The organism is Loktanella sp. DJP18, assembly GCF_049310965.1.
In the GTDB taxonomy this organism is placed as follows: Bacteria; Pseudomonadota; Alphaproteobacteria; order Rhodobacterales; family Rhodobacteraceae; genus Loktanella.
The window spans coordinates 1-18901 of record NZ_JBMERN010000017.1 but is presented as its reverse complement, the minus strand read 5'-3'; the positions used below and the strand labels follow the sequence as shown (position 1 = coordinate 18901).

The window sequence follows — 18901 nt, the reverse complement described above, 5'->3', positions numbered from 1 at the left end:
GCCAACTGCCGCAATTGTGACCGCGAAACCGCGTCCGAAATCATCCGGACTGGGTGATCTGCTTTTGACGGCGGCGGGGGGTCGCCCTATAAGCGGCCCAATCCGACAAGAGGTCACCGCCCATGCTGCGCTTCATCATGTCATTCTTCGGCACGATCTTTTCGATGCTGTGCCTTGGCCTTATCATGCTGGCGCTGGGGCTGGGCGGCGTCTTCTACATGTTCGGCCGCGATCTGCCGACCTATGACACGCTGGCGCAATATACCCCCAAGACGATCAGCCGCATCTATTCCGGCGAAGGGCAGATCATCGACGAATTCGCCGTGGAACGCCGCCTGTTCACCCCGGCCGAGGACATTCCCGATCTGGTGAAACAGGCGTTCATCAGCGCCGAGGACAAGAACTTCTACACCCACGGCGGCTATGACGCCGAGGGCATGGCCTCGGCGTTGATCGACGCGGTGAAATCGCGTGGCGAGGACGTGCGCGGCGCGTCCACCATCACGCAGCAGGTGATGAAGAACTTCCTTCTGGACGGATCGCGTTCGGTGGAGCGCAAGATCAAGGAGATCATCCTTGCCACCCGCATCGAAGGTGCGATGCCGAAGGAAAAGATCCTCGAACTTTATCTGAACGAGATCTTTCTGGGCAAGAACAGCTACGGCGTGACCGCCGCGGCGCTGACCTATTTCAACAAGTCGCTGTCGGACCTGACGGTCGAGGAAGCCGCCTATCTGGCCGTGCTGCCCAAGGCGCCGTCGGACTATGACCCCGTGCGCCAATACGACAGGTCCATCGCGCGGCGCGATTTCGTCCTGCGCGAGATGTGGGAAAACGGCTACATCGAGGATGCGGCCTACGAGACGGCCAAGGCCATGCCGCTGCGCACGGTGCAGTCCGGCGACTACGAGAGTTTCCGGAGCGAACTTCCGCCGCGCGATTACTTCACCGACGAGATCCGCCGTCAGTTGTCGCAGAACTTCGGCGAGGACGAATTCTTCTCGGGCGGTCTGGCCATCCGGGCAACGGTGGATGCCGATTTGCAGGTCGAGGCGGCGCATGCCTTGCAGCGGGCGCTGGAAACCTACGACCGGGGGCAGGGCCAATGGCGCGGCACCGGCAAGACCATTGACCCAGCACAACTGGCTACCGAAGAGGCTTGGCGCGCCGCCCTGGCCGCAACGGAAGTGCCGCGCGACGTCACGCTGGAAAACACCTGGCATCCGGCTGTGGTGCTGGAGGTCGGTGACGCACAAATGCGCGTCGGGATCGAGGGCGTGCAGGAGACGGAGGCCGAGCCCTTTGTCGTGCCGCGCGATGACATTTCCTGGATCAAGGGCAGCTTTGCGGACAACTTTGCCGTGGGCGACGTGGTGCTGGTCCGGCGCATGACGCAGGACACCGACGGCGCGTTCATCCGCTGGACGCTGCGGCAGGTGCCACAGGTGCAGGGCGCCTTCATGGCAATGGACGTGAATACCGGCCGCGTGCTGGCGATGCAGGGCGGGTTCAGCTATCAGGCGTCGGTGTTCAACCGCGCGACGCAGGCGATGCGTCAGCCGGGGTCCAGCTTCAAGCCGTTCGTCTATGCGGCGGCGCTGGATTCGGGCTATTCGCCCGCCACCATCGTCGTCGACGCCCCGATCGAGATCGACACGCCGCAGGGCGTCTGGCGGCCGCAGAACTATTCCAACAAGTTCTACGGCCCGACGCCGCTGCGCACCGGGATCGAGCAGTCGCGCAACCTGATGACCGTCCGTCTGGCACAGGAGGTCGGCATCGACACGGTGGCAAACTACGCCGAGAAATTCGGTGTCTACGACCGCATGAACCGGGTGCTGGCCACCTCGCTGGGGTCCGATGAGACGACGCTGTTCCGAATGGTCGCCGCCTATGCGATGTTCGCCAATGGTGGAGAGCGGGTGGAACCGACGCTGGTAGACCGGGTGCAGGACCGCTACGGCAATACCGTCTATCGCCACGACCAGCGCATCTGCGAGGATTGCAGCCTGGCCAGTCTGCCTAGCGGTGAGGCACCGACCATCATCTCGAACCGCCAGCGCGTCATGAACGAGATCACGGCCTATCAGCTGACCTCGATGATGGAAGGCGTGGTGCTGCGCGGCACGGCCAAGAATGCAATCAACCTGTCCGTGCCGATCGCGGGCAAGACCGGCACGACCAACGACGAAAAGGACGCCTGGTTCGTAGGCTTTTCCAGCAACATCGTCGCGGGCTGCTACATCGGTTTCGACAATCCGCGCCCGATGGGCAAGTCAGCGTCGGGCGGCGGCATCTGCGCGCCAGTCTTCAACGCCTTCATGGAGAAGGCGATCCAGAAATACGGCGGCTCCGCCTTTCATGTGCCGGGCGATTGCCAGTTCATCAACATCGACCGTTTTTCCGGCGCGCGCCTGCCGCCCGGTGCCTCTGGTGACAACGTGATCGCGGAATGTTTCCGTCCGGGTGAAGAGCCGGTCTTCGGCATTACCTTCGACGGTGGTTTCGCGATGGCGGCCGACCTGCCGCTGGTGGACGAAGTGCCGCGTGCCGCCCGTCAGGTGCAGACCAGCACCGGCGGCACGGCGACGGTGGGACCGAAGGCGACCTTTGGCACCCTGTCGTCGGGCGGGCTTTACTAGCCGTTCCCTTGCCGTGTTGGCGGTGGCGGGGTAAGACCTGCCCCTGCCGCCGCCCGCATGTCCGGGCGTTGCCATTGTCGTTGAAGGATAGACCCATGCGCGCCGAAACCCAGAACACCATCGACGCGATCGAGAAATCGCTGGCCCTTCTGGCGCAGCGTTTGGATTACGACACGGCCCCGCATCGGCTGGAGGAATTCAACGCGCGGGTCGAGGACCCGACCCTTTGGGACGACCCCGCGCATGCGCAGAAACTGATGCGCGAACGCCAGATGCTGGTGGATGCGGTCGACAGTTACGAGGGCATCCGTCAGGAATTGGCGGATAATGTCGAGCTGATTGCGATGGGCGAGACGGAGGGTGATGCCGAGATCGTCACCGAGGCCGAGGCTGCCCTGACCGCGCTGAAGAAGAAGGCCGCCGAGAAGGAGCTTGAGGCGTTGCTGAACGGCGAAGCCGATGGCAACGACACGTTCCTCGAGATCAATGCGGGTGCTGGCGGCACGGAATCCTGCGATTGGGCGAACATGCTGGCGCGGATGTATGTCCGCTGGGCGGAAAAGAAGGGCTACAAGGTCGAACTTCAGTCCGAAAGCGCCGGCGAAGAGGTCGGCATCAAATCCGCCGCCTACAAGATCACCGGACCGAACGCCTACGGCTGGCTCAAGTCCGAAAGCGGCGTGCACCGTCTGGTGCGGATCAGCCCCTACGATTCAGCGGCCAAGCGGCATACGTCGTTCGGATCGGTCTGGGTCTATCCGGTGGTGGACGACAATATCGAGATCGAGGTGCAGGACAAGGATATCCGCATCGACACCTATCGGTCGTCGGGGGCGGGCGGTCAGCATGTGAACACGACCGACTCTGCCGTGCGGATCACGCACCATCCCACGGGGATCGTGGTCACGAGCTCCGAGAAGTCGCAGCACCAGAACCGCGACATCGCCATGAAGGCGCTGAAAAGCCGTCTCTATCAGATGGAACTGGACAAGCGGAACGCGGCCATCAACGAGGCGCACGACAACAAGGGCGACGCGGGCTGGGGCAACCAGATCCGGTCTTACGTGCTGCAACCTTACCAGATGGTGAAGGACCTGCGCACGCGGCACGAAACCTCGGATACGCAGGGCGTGCTGGACGGCGACCTCGATGCCTTCATGGCCGCGACGCTGGCGATGGACGTCAGCGGCAAGAGCCGGGCCGAAGCGAACCTGGAAGACTGACGCCCGCTTGTCTTTTCGCGCGCGTCGGGATTTGCTGCGCGGATGGATGAATACCTTGACCGACCCGCCCATGTGATCTCGGACGCGCTGGCGTCCGGCGATCTGACCGCCACGGCGCTGATGCAGGCGACGCTGGACCGCATCGCCGCGCGCAATCCGGGCCTGAACGCAATCGTGTCGCTGCGGGATGCGGATGCGCTGATGGCCGATGCGGCAGCGGCGGATGCGAGCCCGCGCCGGGGTTGGCTGCACGGCATGCCGCTGGCGGTAAAGGACCTGGCCAATGTCGCGGGCCTGCCGACGACGATGGGTTCGCCCGCGTTGCGGGACAACGTGGCGAAAACCTCTGACATCATGGTGCGGCGGTTGCAGGACGCGGGTGCCATCGTCATCGGCAAGACCAACACGCCGGAATTCGGGCTGGGCAGCCATACCTTCAACCCGGTCTTCGGTGCCACGCAAAATGCGATCATGGCGGGACGCACGGCGGGCGGGTCGTCGGGCGGGGCTGCTGTGGCGCTGGCGGCGGGGATGGTTGCCGTGGCGGACGGGTCCGACATGATGGGCAGCCTGCGCAATCCGGCGGGCTGGAACGGGGTTTACGGGATGCGGCCGACATGGGGGCGTGTCCCGTCGGAACCGCTGGGCGAGATGATGCTGCATCCGCTGTCCACGAACGGGCCAATGGCGCGTCATCCGCGCGACCTGGCGCTGCTGCTCGACACGATGGCGGGGCCCGACCCGCGCCAACCCTTCGGATTGGATCACGTCGCGACCGCACCGGGGATCGATGCGGACCTGACTGACCGCCGGATCGGCTGGCTGGGCGACTGGGGCGGCGCCTATGCGATGGACGATGGCGTGTTGGCGCACTCCGCGGCACAGGTCGCGCGGTTCGCTGACCTTGGCTGCGTGGTGGAGGATGCCCCGGCCCCCTTCAGCGCTGCGGCGCTGTGGGAGAGCTGGACGACCCTGCGCAGCTTTGCCGTCGCGGCGTCACTGGGGCCGCTTTACGATCAACCCGCCATGCGTGGCGCGCTGAAGGACACCGCGATCTGGGAGATCGAGCGGGGCCGGGCGCTGACCGGCGGGCAGGTGCAACGCGCAAGCCTGATCCGGTCGGACTGGTTCAGGGCGGCCGCACGGCTTTTCGACAGGTACGATGCGCTGGTCCTGCCGACCGCCCAGTGCTGGCCGTTTCCCATCGCCTGGGCTTGGCCGCGTGAAATCGCGGGCCACGCGATGGACAGCTATCACCGCTGGATGGAGGTCGTCGTCCCGGCCAGCCTGATCGGCCTGCCCGCGGCCGCCGTGCCGCTGCCCTTGTCGCACGGTCGCCCGATGGGGCTGCAACTGATGGGGCGGTCGCGGGACGATGTCGGCGTGCTGCAACTCGCCGCCGGCTGGCACCGGATCAACGCCGCCTGATCCCGAAGGCTGCGGCCAGTGCCGCGATGGCGGCCATTGCTGCCGCGATCCAGACGATCGTGGCGAAGGCGTTGCCCATCGCGCCGATGTGCAGGTCGCCGGGTGCCCGCTCTCCGAAGGTGGCGGGACCGTCGGACAGGTTGTAGGCGATGGTGGCCACCGAACTCATCGCGGCGACGGCGACGAGGCCGCCGATCCGGCTGATCGCGTTGTTGATGCCAGAGGCGATGCCGGACTGCCCGTCATGGGCCGCGACCATGACGGCGGTCGACAGGGGGGCGATGACCATGCTCATCCCGAAGCCGACGACGCCCATTGCCGGCAGCACGCCATACCAGAAGTCGCGCCCGTCCACGACCAGCGCCAGCACGGCGTAGCCAAGGGCCACGACGCAGGCCCCGACGGCGATGACCGGCCCAGGCCCGCGCCTGTCCGCCAGCCGGCCGAACCGCGTGGACAGCAGGGCGATGAAGACGGACAGGGGGCCGAAGGCGAAGATCGTCTTGAACTCCGACATGCCCCAGCCCGCGACGGTCAGCATCGGCAGGAAGAACAGGATCGCGCTCATCCCGAAATACAGCAGGAAAGTCGCGAGGTTGGCGGCGCTGAAGGTGGGGTTGGCGAACATGCCCGGTGGCATCATCGGATGGGTCGTGCGGCGTTCATGCAGCACGAAGAGCGTCAGCGCCACGGTGCCCGTCAGACCCGTCGCCAGCGTGACGCGTATGTCGTTAGAGGCCTCGAGATGCGTCAGCGTCCACGCCAGCAGCCCCAGGCCCGCGACCGCGAGTGCCGCGCCAAGAAGGTCGATGGGTTCTCCGCTCCGGCGATGGTCGTTGGCGACGCCGCGGCGGATCAGCAGCAGGGCGATCAGGCCCAGCGGCAGGTTGATGGCGAAGATCCAGCGCCAGGCGTCCTGTCCGAAGGTCGAGAGCAGCAGACCGCCGATCAGCGGTCCCGCCGCGGTGGTCAGGCCAGAGGCCGCGGCCCAGATGCCGATCGCCGTGCCTCTGACGTTGCGCGGATAGGCGCGGCTGATCATCGCCAGCGCACCGGGGATCATCAACGCGGCACCGGCCCCCTGTGCCAGTCGCGCGAGGATCAAGGCATCCGGCGTGGGAGCGAGGGCAGAGGCGAGCGAGGTCAGCAGGAACAGGCCGACGCCCAGCCCGAAGACTCGCGCCAGCCCGAAGCGGTCGCCAAAGGCGCCGCCTGTCAGGATCAGCGCGGAAAGGGTGACCATGTAGGCATTGTTGATCCAGGTCGCCTGATCGAGCGTGGCGCCAAGCGATCCGCGGATCGCCGGGATCGCGATACCGACGACAGTGCCGTCGATGAATCCCATCGAAGACGCCAGCACCGCAGCCATCAGAACCAGCGGGCGGTGATGTTCAGTGCAGAAATCCGGCACGAAAACGGGCCGCGCCGCAGTCGACGTGGCCCGTGGGGCTGTATCCGTGGAGCGCAAACCTAGTCTTTGGCAGGCTCTGCGACGGGCGTGTTGCCGCTGCCTGTTGGCATCTTTGCCTTGCCACCAGTGGTCAGGGGATCGTCCTGGCGCTGCACGGAGCCTTCGAAATGTGCACCCGACTCGATGGCGATGGTCTTGTGGATGATGTCACCCTCGACGCGCGCTGTCGAAGCCAGGCGCACTTTGAGCCCCCGCACGCGGCCAATGACCCGACCGTGTATCACGACGTCGTCGGCCATGACCTCACCCTTGACGGTGGCACCTTCGCCGACGGTCAGCAGGTGAGCGCGGATGTCGCCGTCGACCTGACCTTCGATCTGGATGTCGCCGGTCGTCTTCATGTTGCCGGTGACCAGCAGATCGGACGACAGGATCGATGCGGGCGGCTTTGCCTTCGGTGGCGTGGCCTTGAAATCGCTGCTTCCGCTGTACGCCGGAGCGGGCGATGTGGCGGGCTGGGCAGGCGTTTCGCTGGCCTTGGGACCGGGGTCATTGATCTTGGATTTAGAAAACATCTTGTCCAGCTCTTATGTAATTCATCGGGTTGACGGCAGAGCCACCGACTCGGACCTCATAGTGCAGATGCGGTCCGGTCGAGCGGCCAGAATTTCCCATATCACCGATCCGTTCCCCGCGCGAGACCCTTTGGCCGACGTTGACCTTCATCGCGTTCAAGTGAGCGTAGCGGGTTTCGATTCCGAATTCGTGCTGGACCTTGATCAGCCGGCCGTAACCCGACGACCAGCCGGCGTGGACGACGACACCATCGGCGGTGGCATAGACCGGCGTGCCGATCGGGGCCGCGAAATCAGTGCCTTCGTGCATCCGGCCCCATCGCGAGCCAAACCCGGAGGTAAAGCGGTACGCGGCTTTCACGGGTACGTCGAAGGGAGCCTTCTCGGCGGCGATCCGGTATAGATTGATCTCGTCCAGGCGGTTGAGGATGCCGTTTGCGCGCGCGGTGTCTGGATCGGGTCCACCGCCCATGGTCGAGAACGACAGCGGCGTCAGCGGGCCGCCGTTGCCCGTGTAGCCCCGGCGCACCTGCGCCAGCATGTTGTCGGGGTTCATGCCGGCAGCGCGGAACATCTTTTCCAGCGGTTCGACCGAGACGGTCATCGCCTCTTCGAGCTGGCGGAAGATGTCGTCGTTGCGTTCATGCAGCAGGCGCAGTTCGTTTTCGGTCTCGGCGGCGTGGTCGAGCGCGAATTGCGCGTCGGTGGCGATCTGGTCACGCTCGGCCGCGGTTTCGGCCAGCGCCGTGGCCAGCAGATCGACGGTGCCTTCCTGAACGGCGGTCTGGGCGGCGGGGGTCGCGGCCGCCTCGCCGTCGGCGTTCAAGGCGGCCAGTTCAGTGGTCGCGGCCTTGCGCTGCTGCATGGTGTTGCGCAGCGTGGCCTGCACGACCTCGAGCCCGGTTTCCAGCTCGCGGCGCTGATCCTCGGTGGACAGCAGATCGGACTGCATGGTGGAAATCTGCGCCAATGCGGCACTGAAGCGTTCCTGTGCCGCGATCGCCTCGGCGGCGCGGGCATCGCGTTCCGTGGACAGGGCGTTCAGGCGCGCTTCGTAGATCATCTGGTCGCGTTGGGCCTGGGCGCGGAAGTTGTCGGACCCGATGCTGTCCATCAGCAAGATGGCCGTCGAGATGATGGTCCAGCCGACAAGGGCGGTGGCGACGGTCCAGCCGACGAGTTGATGAGAGGGACGCAGACGAATGAAACGTGTTTCGGCGTCGGAGCGGATGAAGAGTCGCTTTTCGGAGAAACGGGATTCAAGGCGTGTATGGATGGCCTGCGTCAGTCGTGATCTCACAAGTATCTTCCCTGTTCCGTCCCGGTCACATGCGACAGGGTCCCACCCCTTTTGCGCCGCATTCCCTGTCGTCTAGACAGGCTGCGGCGTCTTCGCAACAATTTTGAAAAATCATGGAGCAATTCACGCGCATCTGGGCGGGTTCACGCCGAAGGCACCTGATTCGCTTCACACCCCTTCGCTGAGCGGCCAGTAGAAGTCTGGCGGAAGGCCCGCTTCGGCCCTTTTTTCCTCATTGAATGGCGGCTTCAGGGTGCTGTGAAAGTAGCGACGCACGAGGTCGTGGAAGGCAACGACAGGGTCCAGATCGTGGCGGCCGCACAGGAAATGGAACCACTTGGAGCCGTAGGCGACGTGGTGCACCTCTTCGGCGTAGATGACATCCAGTGCCGCAACGACCTGCGAATCGCCCGCCTTGCGGAAGATCTCGATCATGCCCGGCGTCACGTCGAGCCCGCGGGCCTCCAGCACCATCGGCACGACGGCGAGGCGGCCCATCAGGTCGTGGGCGGTGTCCTCGGCCGCGCGCCACATGCCGGCATGGGCGGGCAAAGCTCCGTAATGGCTGCCCTGCGCCTCAAGACAGTCGCACATGAGGTTGAAATGCTTCGATTCCTCGTCCGCAGCCTTGACCCAGTCATCGAAGAACCCGACCGGCAGTGGCGTGTCGGCAAAGCGCGCGATGATGTCCCAGTGCAGGTCGACGGCGTTCAGTTCGATATGCGCGACGGCATGCAGCAGTGCGATCCGGCCTTCCGGACTGCCCGGCTTGCGGCGCGGCACCTCGCGCCGGTCCAGAAGATCGGGTCGGACGGGCCGCGCCGGACGCTGCGGCGGGGCGGCTGTGCCGATCTCGGGCCGTTCCCCCTTCGCCCGCGCCGCCCGCCACGCGGCGGCATGAGCGTGAGACAGCGCTGTCTTGGCGCGACCGTCCGCGGTGGTCAGCACCTCGACCGCCATCTGCGCAAGAGGGATCACGTCCTGCTCTTCTTCTGGTGGGAATTATCCCGGGGGTGCGGGGGCCGGCCCCCGTCTGATCTGCCATCCATTACCCGGATCACGCGCGCACGGCGTCCAGCACCGCATCGACGTGGCCCGGTACCTTCACCTTGCGCCAGACCCGCGCGATCCGACCGTCGGGACCAATCAGAAAGGTCATGCGTTCGATGCCCATGTAGCTTTTGCCATACATCTGCTTTTCGCCCCAGACACCGTAGCGTTCGCAGACATCGCCCTGTTCGTCCGACAGCAAGGGGATGCCAAGGCCGCGCTTGGCCACGAACTTGTCGTGCTTTGTGACGGAGTCCTTGGAAATGCCCAGCACGACGGCCCCGGCAGCGGCGAAGGCGTCCATAGCCGCGGTGAAATCCAGCGCCTCGGTCGTGCAACCGGGGGTGTCATCCTTGGGATAGAAATACAGCACCACATGCCGGCCCGCAAAATCCGACAGACTCACGAGCGCTCCGCCGTCGCGCGGCAGGCTGAAGGCGGGGGCGGTGTCGCCCTCTTGCGGCGGGGTGGCGGTGTCTGACGGCATGGTGATCCTCCCGGCGATGGTGCATCGCGTTTACCGGTTCCGTTTTAGCCTGTGACGGGCAAAGATAAAGGCCAAGAGGCAAGGCGCAGCAGATGACCGCAACCGATCCGACACCACCGGCCCCGCGGCAGCGGCGCAGGCGCGGCACCCCGCGGGGTCGCGGCTGGCATGCGGCGCGCGTGGGGCTTTGGCTGCTGGCCTTGCCACTTGTCTTCGCAATCATCGCCGTCGTCATGATGTTCGACCGCGACATCACCGCGCCTACCTGGGTGACGGAAGAGGTCGCCGCCCGCGCCAGCGGGATGCTGGGCGGCGGCGACATCGCGTTCGGCGCGATCACGGTCCGCCTTGGCCCGGACCTGCATCCGCGCGTCCGGCTGCGCGACACCGTGCTGTCGGACGCGGCAGGGCGGCCGCTGGCGCATGTGGAAGAGGTCGACGCCACGATCAGCCCGCGCGGGCTGCTGTTCGACCGCACGGCCCTGGTGCAGCGGGTCGCGCTGCACGGCACCGCAGTCGATCTGACCCGCGATGCCGAAGGACGGATGCGGCTGGCCTTCGATCTGCCACGGACGGGCGGCGGCAGGCTCTTGGACGACGGCGTGGCGGGCCTCGTGCGCCAGATCGACGGGTTGCGCGACCGTCCGGCACTGGCGGCGCTGGAGAGTCTGACGCTGAACGGGATCGACCTGACCTATACGGACGACCGGGCGGGCCGGGTCTGGACGGCGACGGACGGAGCCTTTGCGCTGGGGATCGACCGGAACACAACCGAGGCCACGGCGCGGCTGGAGGTCGCGGGCGACGACGGCGTCACGCGCCTTGGCCTGCGCCTCGAGTCGCCCCGCGACAGCAACGCGGCGCGTCTGGCTGTCGAGGTCACAGACGCTCCGGCGCGCGATCTGGCCAGCCAGTCGGCGGCGCTGCGGTTTCTGGATGCACTGGACGCCCCGCTGTCCGCGACCCTGCGCACCGCCCTGTCGGAAGACGGCGTGCTTGGCCCGCTGGAGGCGACGCTGGCGATCGGCGCGGGTGCCGTGCAACCCGGCCCGCGCACGGAACCGCTGCGGTTCGACAGCGTCACGGCGGCGCTGACCTATGATCCGCAGGCCCGGCGTCTGACCTTTCGGGACGTGGCGATCGCGTCAGAGTGGGGGCAGCTGCAAGCGCGGGGTCAGGCGCTGGCGCAGGCGTTCGCGCGTGGTCTGCCGGGCGCGCTGGTTGGCCAGTTCACCCTGACCGACATCGCGTTGAACCCGGCGGGCCTTTACCCTGCACCGGTGACGCTGGATCAGGCGGATATCGACCTGCGCCTGCGGCTGGACCCGTTCCGGCTGGAGATCGGCCAGATCAGCCTGAGCGATCCGGCGCTGACCCTGCAGGCCAGCGGCGCGCTGGAGGCGTCGCCGGAGGGATGGATGGCCGCTGTGGATGTCGCAGGGTCGGATATGACGCCCGCGGCGCTGTTGCGGCTGTGGCCCGACCGGGTGCGTCCAGGCACACGGGCCTGGTTTGCGCGAAATCTGGTCGCCGGGAACCTGTCCGATATCACGCTTGGCTGGCGCAAACGGCCGGGGGCGCCCGCGCTGCTGGCCGGTGGGTTCGGCTTTGACGCGGCCACCGTGCGGTACATGCGGGACCTGCCGCCGATCACCGGCGGGGCTGGTTATGCGACGCTGGGCGACGGGGCGTTCGTGCTGCGGCTGGACCGGGGGCAGGTGGTGGCGGCACAGGGCGGGGCGCTGGACGTGTCGGGGTCGGTTCTGCAGATCCCCGACATCGCCGTGCGTCAGGCACCGCTGGTTCTGGATCTTGCGACGGCCGGCAGCATCACGGCGACGCTTTCGGTGCTGGACCAACCGCCGTTCCGGTTCCTGACCAAGGCCAATCTGCCGGTGACGCTGGCGGACGGCCGCGCGGTCGCGCAGGCGCATGTGGAGATGCCCTTGAAGAACCCGCTGGCCCCCGGCGACGTGCAGTTCATGGCCGAGGCACAATTGACCCGCGTGCGCAGCGATGTGCTGGTCAAGGGGCGGCGGCTGGCGGGCAGCGATCTATCGGTCACGGTCGACCGCGCCGGGATGCAGGTCGCCGGGACCGCCACGCTGGACGGCGTGCCGGTGACGGGACGCTTTACCCAAGGGTTCGGACCGGAGGCTGCGCCGTCGCAGGTCGCGGGCACCGTGACGATCACGCCGCAGGCCCTGGATGCCTTCGGGATCGCCTTGCCGCCGGGGTCGGTCAGCGGGTCGGGGCCGGGGCAACTGACGGTGACGCTGCCCAAGGGGGCGGCACCGCGCTTTGCCCTGACCTCGGGACTGGAGGGTCTGGGTCTGTCGGTGCCGGCGCTGGGGTGGTCCAAGGCGCGCGGCACATCCGGCACGCTGGAGGTCGCAGGCACGCTGGGCGCGCGCCCGGCGGTGGACCGATTGCGCCTGCGCGCGCCGGGACTGATGGCCGCGGGGGCCGTCACGCTGACCGATGGTGGCCAGCTGGAGGCGGCGCGGTTCACGGATGTCGCGGTCGGCGACTGGTTCGACGGGCCTGTCACCCTGCGCGGGCGCGGTCGGGGCCGCGCAGTTGGCGTCGAGGTGCAGGGTGGCACGCTGGACCTGTCGCGCGCCACGCTGGGCGGTGGCGGCGGTGGCGGCGGTGGCGGACAGGGCGGGCCGATCGCCGTGCGGCTGGACCGGCTGAGCATCGCGAGCGGGTTGCACCTGACGGAGTTTCAGGGCGATTTCGACACCACGGGCGGGTTCAACGGCACCTTCACCGGCCTTTTCAATGGCCGGGCCGGGCTGGCGGGGGCCGTGTCGCCGTCGCGCGGCCGCACGGCGGTGCGCATCCGGTCCGACGATGCGGGTGCTGTCCTGCGGGCGGGCAACTTTGTCGACGGGGCGTCGGGCGGGGCGCTGAACCTGACGCTTGTGCCGGCAGGGACAGGGGCGGGAACCTTTGACGGCACTCTTGCGCTACGGCAATTGCGGGTGCGCGACGCGCCGGCCATCGCGGAACTGCTGGACGCGATCAGCGTCGTGGGGCTTTTGCAACAGCTGGACGGGCAGGGGCTGGCCTTCGACGCCGTCGATGCCAGCTTCCGCTTGAACCCGCAGCAGATTATCGTCACGGAATCGAGCGCGGTCGGTCCGGGCCTTGGCATTTCGCTGGACGGCATCTACACGCTGGCGACGCGCGCGGTGGATTTCCAGGGGGTCGTGTCACCCTTCTATCTGCTGAACGGGATCGGCAGTTTCCTGACCCGTCGGGGCGAGGGGCTGATCGGCTTCAACTTCACCCTGCGTGGGACACCGGGCAACCCGCAGGTCGGGGTAAACCCGCTGTCCGTCTTCACGCCCGGCATGTTCCGGGACATCTTTCGCCGTCCGCCGCCGCAGGTGGGCCAGTAACGGGGCCTCGCGATGAAGCTGTCCGATTTCGACTTCGACCTGCCGGAAGGGCTGATTGCCACGCGGCCCGCGCGGCCGCGCACCTCCGCACGGCTGCTGGTCGCGGGGCCGGACACGATCACAGACGCGACCGTCGCCGATCTGGGAGGCTGGCTTCGGCCCGGCGACAGGCTGGTGTTGAACGATACCAAGGTCATTCCGGCGCGGCTGTCCGGTGTGCGTCACCGCAGCGGCGATGCGGGCGAGACGGTGGCGCGGATCGAGGTGACGTTGCTGCAACCGACGCCGGACGCGCATTGGATGGCCTTGCTGAAACCGCTAAAGAAGGTCCGGGACGGCGAGGAGATCGTCTTTGGCGACGCCCTGCGCGCGACCGTGGTGGGCCGGTCCGAGGGGCAGGCGGAACTGGCGTTCAACTTGACCGGCGATGCCTTCGATGCCGCGCTGCTGCGGGTCGGCGCAATGCCCTTGCCGCCCTATATCGCGGCGCTGCGGCCTGCGGACGAGGCGGACAAGACCGACTACCAGACCGCCTGGGCGCGGCATCGGGGGGCGGTCGCGGCCCCGACAGCTTCGCTGCATTTCGACGATGACCTGCTGGCGCAGCTTGCGGCGATGGGCGTCCAATTCACCCATGTCACCCTGCATGTGGGGGCTGGGTCATTCCTGCCGATCAAGGTGGATGATGTCAGCCAGCACCGGATGCACAGCGAGTGGGGGCAGGTCACGGCACAGGCGGCGGCAGAGATCAACGCGACGAAGGCCGCAGGCGGGCGCGTCATTCCGGTCGGCACCACGGCGCTGCGGCTGGTCGAGACGGCGGCGACGGATGCAGGCGTGCAGCCCTGGGAAGGGCCGACAGACATCTTCATTGTGCCCGGGTTTCGGTTCCGGGCGGCGGACGGTCTGATGACCAACTTCCACCTGCCGAAATCCACGCTGATGATGCTGGTCAGCGCGCTGATGGGCCAGCAGCGGATACGCGACGTTTACAATCACGCGATATCCAGCCGATACCGGTTCTTTTCCTATGGCGATGCGTCGCTTTTGCTGCCAGAGGGCGCGCACTGACGAAAGCCGACAGGGCATGTCGTTTCCGAACCTTCCTAACGGCGCGGTGCGCCCTTAAACCAAGTTGAACCCGGCCCCGAAAGGCGAACCGCATGATACAGGTCTTTGGCGCATCCTGGGCATTGTTCCTGGGCATGTTCATGCTGATGATCGGCAACGGTCTTCAGGGCACGTTGCTGGGCCTGCGCGGAGAGCTCGAGGGCTTTTCCACGCTGGAACTCTCCGTCGTGATGTCCGGCTATTTCGTGGGCTTCCTGTTCGCGTCGAAGATGGCACCCGAGATGATCCGCAGGGTCGGTCACGTGCGGGTCTTCGCCGCCCTCGGCTCCACCATCTCTGCGGTGTTGATCATGTATCCGGTGCTGACGGACCCGATCGCCTGGACACTGGGGCGGGTCGTGATCGGGTTCTGTTTCTGCGGCGTCTATGTCACGGCGGAAAGCTGGCTGAACGACGCGTCGACCAACGAGACGCGGGGGCAGGCGCTGTCGCTTTACATGATCGTGCAGATGGCCGGGATCGTGACGGCGCAATTCATCATCACGCAGGGCGACGTCAGCGGGTTCACGCTGTTCATCGTGCCATCGATGCTGGTCTCGATGGCCTTTGCGCCGATCCTGCTGTCGATCAAGCCAACGCCGGCCTTTGGCCGCACCAAGCCGATGAAGGTCGTGCAACTGATCCGCACCTCGCCGCTGGCGGCGGTCGGCATGTTCCTGTTGGGCGGCGTCTTTTCGGCACAGTTCGGGATGTCCGCCGTCTACGGCGCACGGGCGGGATTCACCGTGGCCGAAATCTCGCTGTTCGTCTCGGCTATCTATATGGCCGCACTGGTGGCGCAATATCCCATCGGCTGGGCCTCGGACCGGATCGACAGGCGCATCCTCATCATCGCCGTCGCGTTGGTCGGCGGGCTCGGTTGCCTTGCGGGCGCGTTCTTTCCTGCCTCCTACACGCTGGCCGTGGTGTCGGGCGCGCTGGTCGGTGGCACGTCGAACCCGCTGTATGCGCTGCTGATCGCCTACACCAACGACTACCTTGAAAAAGAGGACATGGCCGCGGCGTCGGGCGGGTTGCTGTTCATCAACGGGGTCGGCGCGATCATGGGGCCGATCACGCTGGGCTACCTGCTGGATGGCATGGGGCCGCGCGGATATTGGGTGTTTCTGGCAGTGCTTATGTTCGCCGTCGGCATCTACGGCACCTACCGCATGACCCGGCGCAGCCGCGCCGACATCGCGCAGGACAACACGAGTTACGCGAACCTGCCGATGACGACGACGCCCGTGTTGGCCGAATGGGCGCAGGAGGTCTATATCGAGGCCGCGGAGGCTGCCGAGGGCGAAGCGGCCACTTCGCCGCCGGGTGCCGCAAAAGTTGCGCAATAGCGCTTGTCTTAAGGGCAACCGTCTGTTTGTCTGATCGAAATCAGGCCAGCCGGGGAGGGCACTGCCATGAAAACCGCTCAGGATGTGCTGACCTTCTGGCTGGACGACTGTGTGCCGGAAGATTGGTACAAACAGGACGACGCGCTGGATGCCCGCATCCGGGACGGCTTCCTTGCAACGTGGGAGCGGGCGGCCGAGGGTCATCTGGGTCTTTGGCTGACCTGTCCGAGCGAGGCGCTGGCCTATGTCATCCTGTCGGACCAATTCCCCCGCAACATGTTTCGTGGCCGGGCCGAGGCGTTTTCCACGGACACGTTGGCGATGGCGGCCGCCAAGATGGCGATCGACCGGGACTGGGACCTGCGGATCGACCCGCCGGCACGGCAATTCTTCTACTTGCCGCTGATGCATTCCGAAAACCTCGCCGATCAGGACCGCGCGGTGCGGCTGTTTCACACAAGGATGCCCGATGCCGGTGGGGGCAACCTTGACCATGCCCGCGCGCACCGGGCGATCATCCGCAATTTCGGCCGGTTCCCCTATCGCAACGACGCGCTGGACCGCGCCACGACGGAAGCTGAAGCGGTCTTCATGGCCGAAGGCGGGTATGGCGCGATGTTGCGGCAGATCCAGGCCATGGATGCCTGACCACGGCCTCTGGCCATTCCGCGTGAGATGGTTCAGTGTTAAACCAGTTTTCAACGGACCCGCAGGAGAGACCTCATGGCCGCACAGAACTTCGACGTGATCGTGATCGGTGCCGGTCCCGGTGGCTATGTCGCGGCCATCCGTGCAGCGCAACTTGGACAGAAGGTCGTCATCGTCGAGCGTGAGCATCTGGGCGGCATCTGCCTGAACTGGGGTTGCATCCCGACCAAGGCGCTGCTGCGGTCGTCAGAGGTGTTCCACCTAATGCACCGTGCCAAGGAATTCGGCCTGTCGGTGGACAAGGTCGATTTCGACCTGTCCGCCGTCGTCGCGCGGTCGCGCAAGGTGGCGGGGCAACTGTCCGGCGGCATCGGCCACCTGATGAAGAAAAACAAGATCACCGTCGTCATGGGCGAGGCAAAGATAACTTCCAAGGGCAAGGTCTCGGTCAAGACCGAGAAGGGAACCGAGGAGTTGACGGCGAAGAACATCGTGCTGGCCACCGGTGCGCGCGCCCGCAACCTGCCGGGGCTGGAGGCGGACGGCGAGCTGGTCTGGGCCTACAAGGATGCGCTGAAGGCGTCGCGGATGCCCAAGGACCTGCTGGTCATCGGGTCCGGTGCGATTGGCATCGAATTTGCAAGCTTTTTCAACACGATGGGTTCCAAGACCACGGTCGTCGAGGTGATGGACCGCATTCTGCCTGTGGAAGACGCGGAAATCTCGGCCTTTGCGAAGAAGCAGTTCATCAAGCAGGGCATGACGATCATGGAAAAGGCTGTGGTCAAGAAGCTGGACCGCGACACCAAGGCGGGCCGCGTCACGGCGCATATCGAGGTCGGCGGCAAGGTCGAGAAGAAGGTATTCGACACCGTGATTTCCGCCGTGGGGATCGTCGGCAACGTCGAAAACCTCGGGCTGGAGGAGTTGGGCGTTAAGATCGACCGCACCCATGTCGTGACGGACGAATACTGCCGCACCGGGGTCGAAGGGCTTTATGCCATCGGTGACATCGCGGGCGCCCCCTGGCTGGCGCACAAGGCCAGCCACGAGGGCGTCATGGTGGCCGAACTGATCGCGGGCGGCCATCCGCATGCCGTGAAGCCCGAAAGCATCGCCGGCTGCACCTACTGTTATCCGCAGGTCGCCTCTGTCGGCTATTCCGAGGCGAAGGCCAAGGAACTGGGATTTGAGGTGAAGGTCGGCAGATTCCCCTTCATCGGAAACGGCAAGGCCATCGCGCTTGGTGAATCCGAAGGGATGATCAAGACGGTGTTCGACGCCAAAACCGGCGAGTTGCTGGGCGCACATATGGTCGGGGCCGAAGTCACCGAACTGATCCAGGGTTATGTGGTCGGGCGTCAGCTTGAAACGACGGAAGAGGACCTGATGAACACCGTCTTTCCACACCCGACGCTGTCCGAGATGATGCACGAAAGCGTACTGGACGCCTACGGCCGCGTCATCCACATGTGACGCCGCCTATCTTCGAGGTCGGATCAGGGCATCGGTCAGACGGGGTGCGTCGGCAATGGCATACTGGCAATTGCCGATCCGCCAGGTGCCCTCGATGTAATGAAGCTCTGTCAGGGGCAGGGATCGGACGAAGGACCAGTTGCGTTCCGGCCAGCGCGCGGCTTTCGAAATGCGCATCCACCCGGTTCGGCCCGACATGCGTGGCCTCTGTGCAGCAACGTTCCAGCGTCGTCACGCCAAGATTCGCATAGAGGCTTCGCACATCGTTGAAGATGTCGGTCAGGGCCGCGACATCGGGAACGTCCCGTTCGCCTTCGAACAACGCAATGCGGTGGGGTAGCGTGTAGCAGGACAGATACAGCGGCAGATCGCCCGTCAGGATCGCATGACCTGTCCTGTCCAGCAAAGACTGGGAAATCAGTTTGGGATCAGCGAACCGGTCGGTTATCTGTTCCATGATCGTGCTCTTGTCATTGGTCATATCCAGTCCCGTCCCCCATCAACGTGCGACGCGTGCGGGTGCGGCGGCTTCTCGCCGACAAGTGGTTGGAAAATCCGATCGAGGCACGCGCCGCGTTGCCGGTCGGGACGGCATGGATCGATCATCAGCGGTTGGACCGATTCGACTGCATTGACCCTGAGGACCCCGAAACCGGACCGCAGGTCGGATGGAATGGCGACCTCGATGATCGTTTCGCGGGTTCGCCTGAAATTCATAACGTCAATGCACGCCGCACAAGTGTCGGGCGAGGATCGCTTAAAATCCTTCGAAACTGAATATGACTTTTCGTCTAG

Annotated in this window: 14 protein-coding genes; 8 read left to right on the top strand and 6 right to left on the bottom strand. The window is 65.7% G+C overall.

Annotated features, from left to right (window positions below; all coding sequences use genetic code 11):
- Nucleotides 1-122 precede the first annotated feature (122 nt).
- From ACOI1H_RS07190 to ACOI1H_RS07180, 3 genes are all read left to right on the top strand, one after another.
- Nucleotides 123-2642, top strand: coding sequence for a penicillin-binding protein 1A (locus tag ACOI1H_RS07190; RefSeq protein WP_422436231.1), 2520 nt, complete (start codon nt 123-125; stop codon nt 2640-2642).
- Between the two features lie 95 nt (nt 2643-2737).
- On the top strand, nt 2738-3865 hold the full coding sequence (prfB, locus tag ACOI1H_RS07185; RefSeq protein ID WP_422436229.1) for a peptide chain release factor 2: 1128 nt from the start codon (nt 2738-2740) through the stop codon (nt 3863-3865).
- Between the two features lie 42 nt (nt 3866-3907).
- Nucleotides 3908-5293: an amidase gene (locus tag ACOI1H_RS07180; protein WP_422436227.1), complete on the top strand. Its 1386-nt coding sequence runs from the start codon at nt 3908-3910 to the stop codon at nt 5291-5293.
- On the opposite strand, the gene ACOI1H_RS07175 is transcribed toward ACOI1H_RS07180, so the two are convergent.
- The 5 genes from ACOI1H_RS07175 to bcp form a co-directional block, all read right to left on the bottom strand.
- Nucleotides 5280-6761: an MFS transporter gene (locus tag ACOI1H_RS07175; RefSeq protein WP_422436225.1), complete on the bottom strand. Its 1482-nt coding sequence runs from the start codon at nt 6759-6761 to the stop codon at nt 5280-5282. The two genes, ACOI1H_RS07180 and ACOI1H_RS07175, sit on opposite strands and share 14 nt — an antisense overlap.
- Before the next feature lie 2 nt (nt 6762-6763).
- Complete coding sequence (locus ACOI1H_RS07170; RefSeq protein WP_422436224.1) at nt 6764-7279, bottom strand: bactofilin family protein; 516 nt, start codon at nt 7277-7279, stop codon at nt 6764-6766.
- Nucleotides 7269-8579, bottom strand: coding sequence for a DUF5930 domain-containing protein (locus tag ACOI1H_RS07165; RefSeq protein WP_422436223.1), 1311 nt, complete (start codon nt 8577-8579; stop codon nt 7269-7271). The genes ACOI1H_RS07170 and ACOI1H_RS07165 overlap by 11 nt, the downstream gene beginning before the upstream one ends.
- 168 nt (nt 8580-8747) lie before the next feature.
- Nucleotides 8748-9539: a ferritin-like domain-containing protein gene (locus ACOI1H_RS07160; protein WP_422436311.1), complete on the bottom strand. Its 792-nt coding sequence runs from the start codon at nt 9537-9539 to the stop codon at nt 8748-8750.
- A 97-nt stretch (nt 9540-9636) separates the two neighbouring features.
- Nucleotides 9637-10116: a thioredoxin-dependent thiol peroxidase gene (gene bcp / locus ACOI1H_RS07155; protein ID WP_422436221.1), complete on the bottom strand. Its 480-nt coding sequence runs from the start codon at nt 10114-10116 to the stop codon at nt 9637-9639.
- A gap of 92 nt (nt 10117-10208) precedes the next feature.
- Here bcp and ACOI1H_RS07150 point away from each other — a divergent pair, with 92 nt between their 5' ends.
- From ACOI1H_RS07150 to lpdA, 5 genes are all read left to right on the top strand, one after another.
- Nucleotides 10209-13523, top strand: coding sequence for a DUF3971 domain-containing protein (locus tag ACOI1H_RS07150; protein WP_422436219.1), 3315 nt, complete (start codon nt 10209-10211; stop codon nt 13521-13523).
- Between the two features lie 12 nt (nt 13524-13535).
- Entirely contained in the window at nt 13536-14594 is a 1059-nt protein-coding gene (gene queA, locus ACOI1H_RS07145; RefSeq protein ID WP_422436217.1) for a tRNA preQ1(34) S-adenosylmethionine ribosyltransferase-isomerase QueA, read from the top strand.
- Nucleotides 14595-14686: 92 nt separating this feature from the next.
- On the top strand, nt 14687-15982 hold the full coding sequence (locus ACOI1H_RS07140) for an MFS transporter (RefSeq protein WP_422436215.1): 1296 nt from the start codon (nt 14687-14689) through the stop codon (nt 15980-15982).
- Between the two features lie 66 nt (nt 15983-16048).
- A complete protein-coding gene (locus ACOI1H_RS07135; RefSeq protein ID WP_422436213.1) occupies nt 16049-16630 on the top strand; it encodes a DUF924 family protein in 582 nt (193 codons plus the stop codon).
- 75 nt (nt 16631-16705) lie between these two features.
- A complete protein-coding gene (gene lpdA / locus ACOI1H_RS07130; RefSeq protein WP_422436212.1) occupies nt 16706-18106 on the top strand; it encodes a dihydrolipoyl dehydrogenase in 1401 nt (466 codons plus the stop codon).
- Here lpdA and ACOI1H_RS07125 read toward each other — a convergent pair.
- Nucleotides 18093-18587, bottom strand: coding sequence for a hypothetical protein (locus ACOI1H_RS07125; protein WP_422436210.1), 495 nt, complete (start codon nt 18585-18587; stop codon nt 18093-18095). The genes lpdA and ACOI1H_RS07125 overlap by 14 nt on opposite strands.
- Nucleotides 18588-18901: the final 314 nt, after the last annotated feature.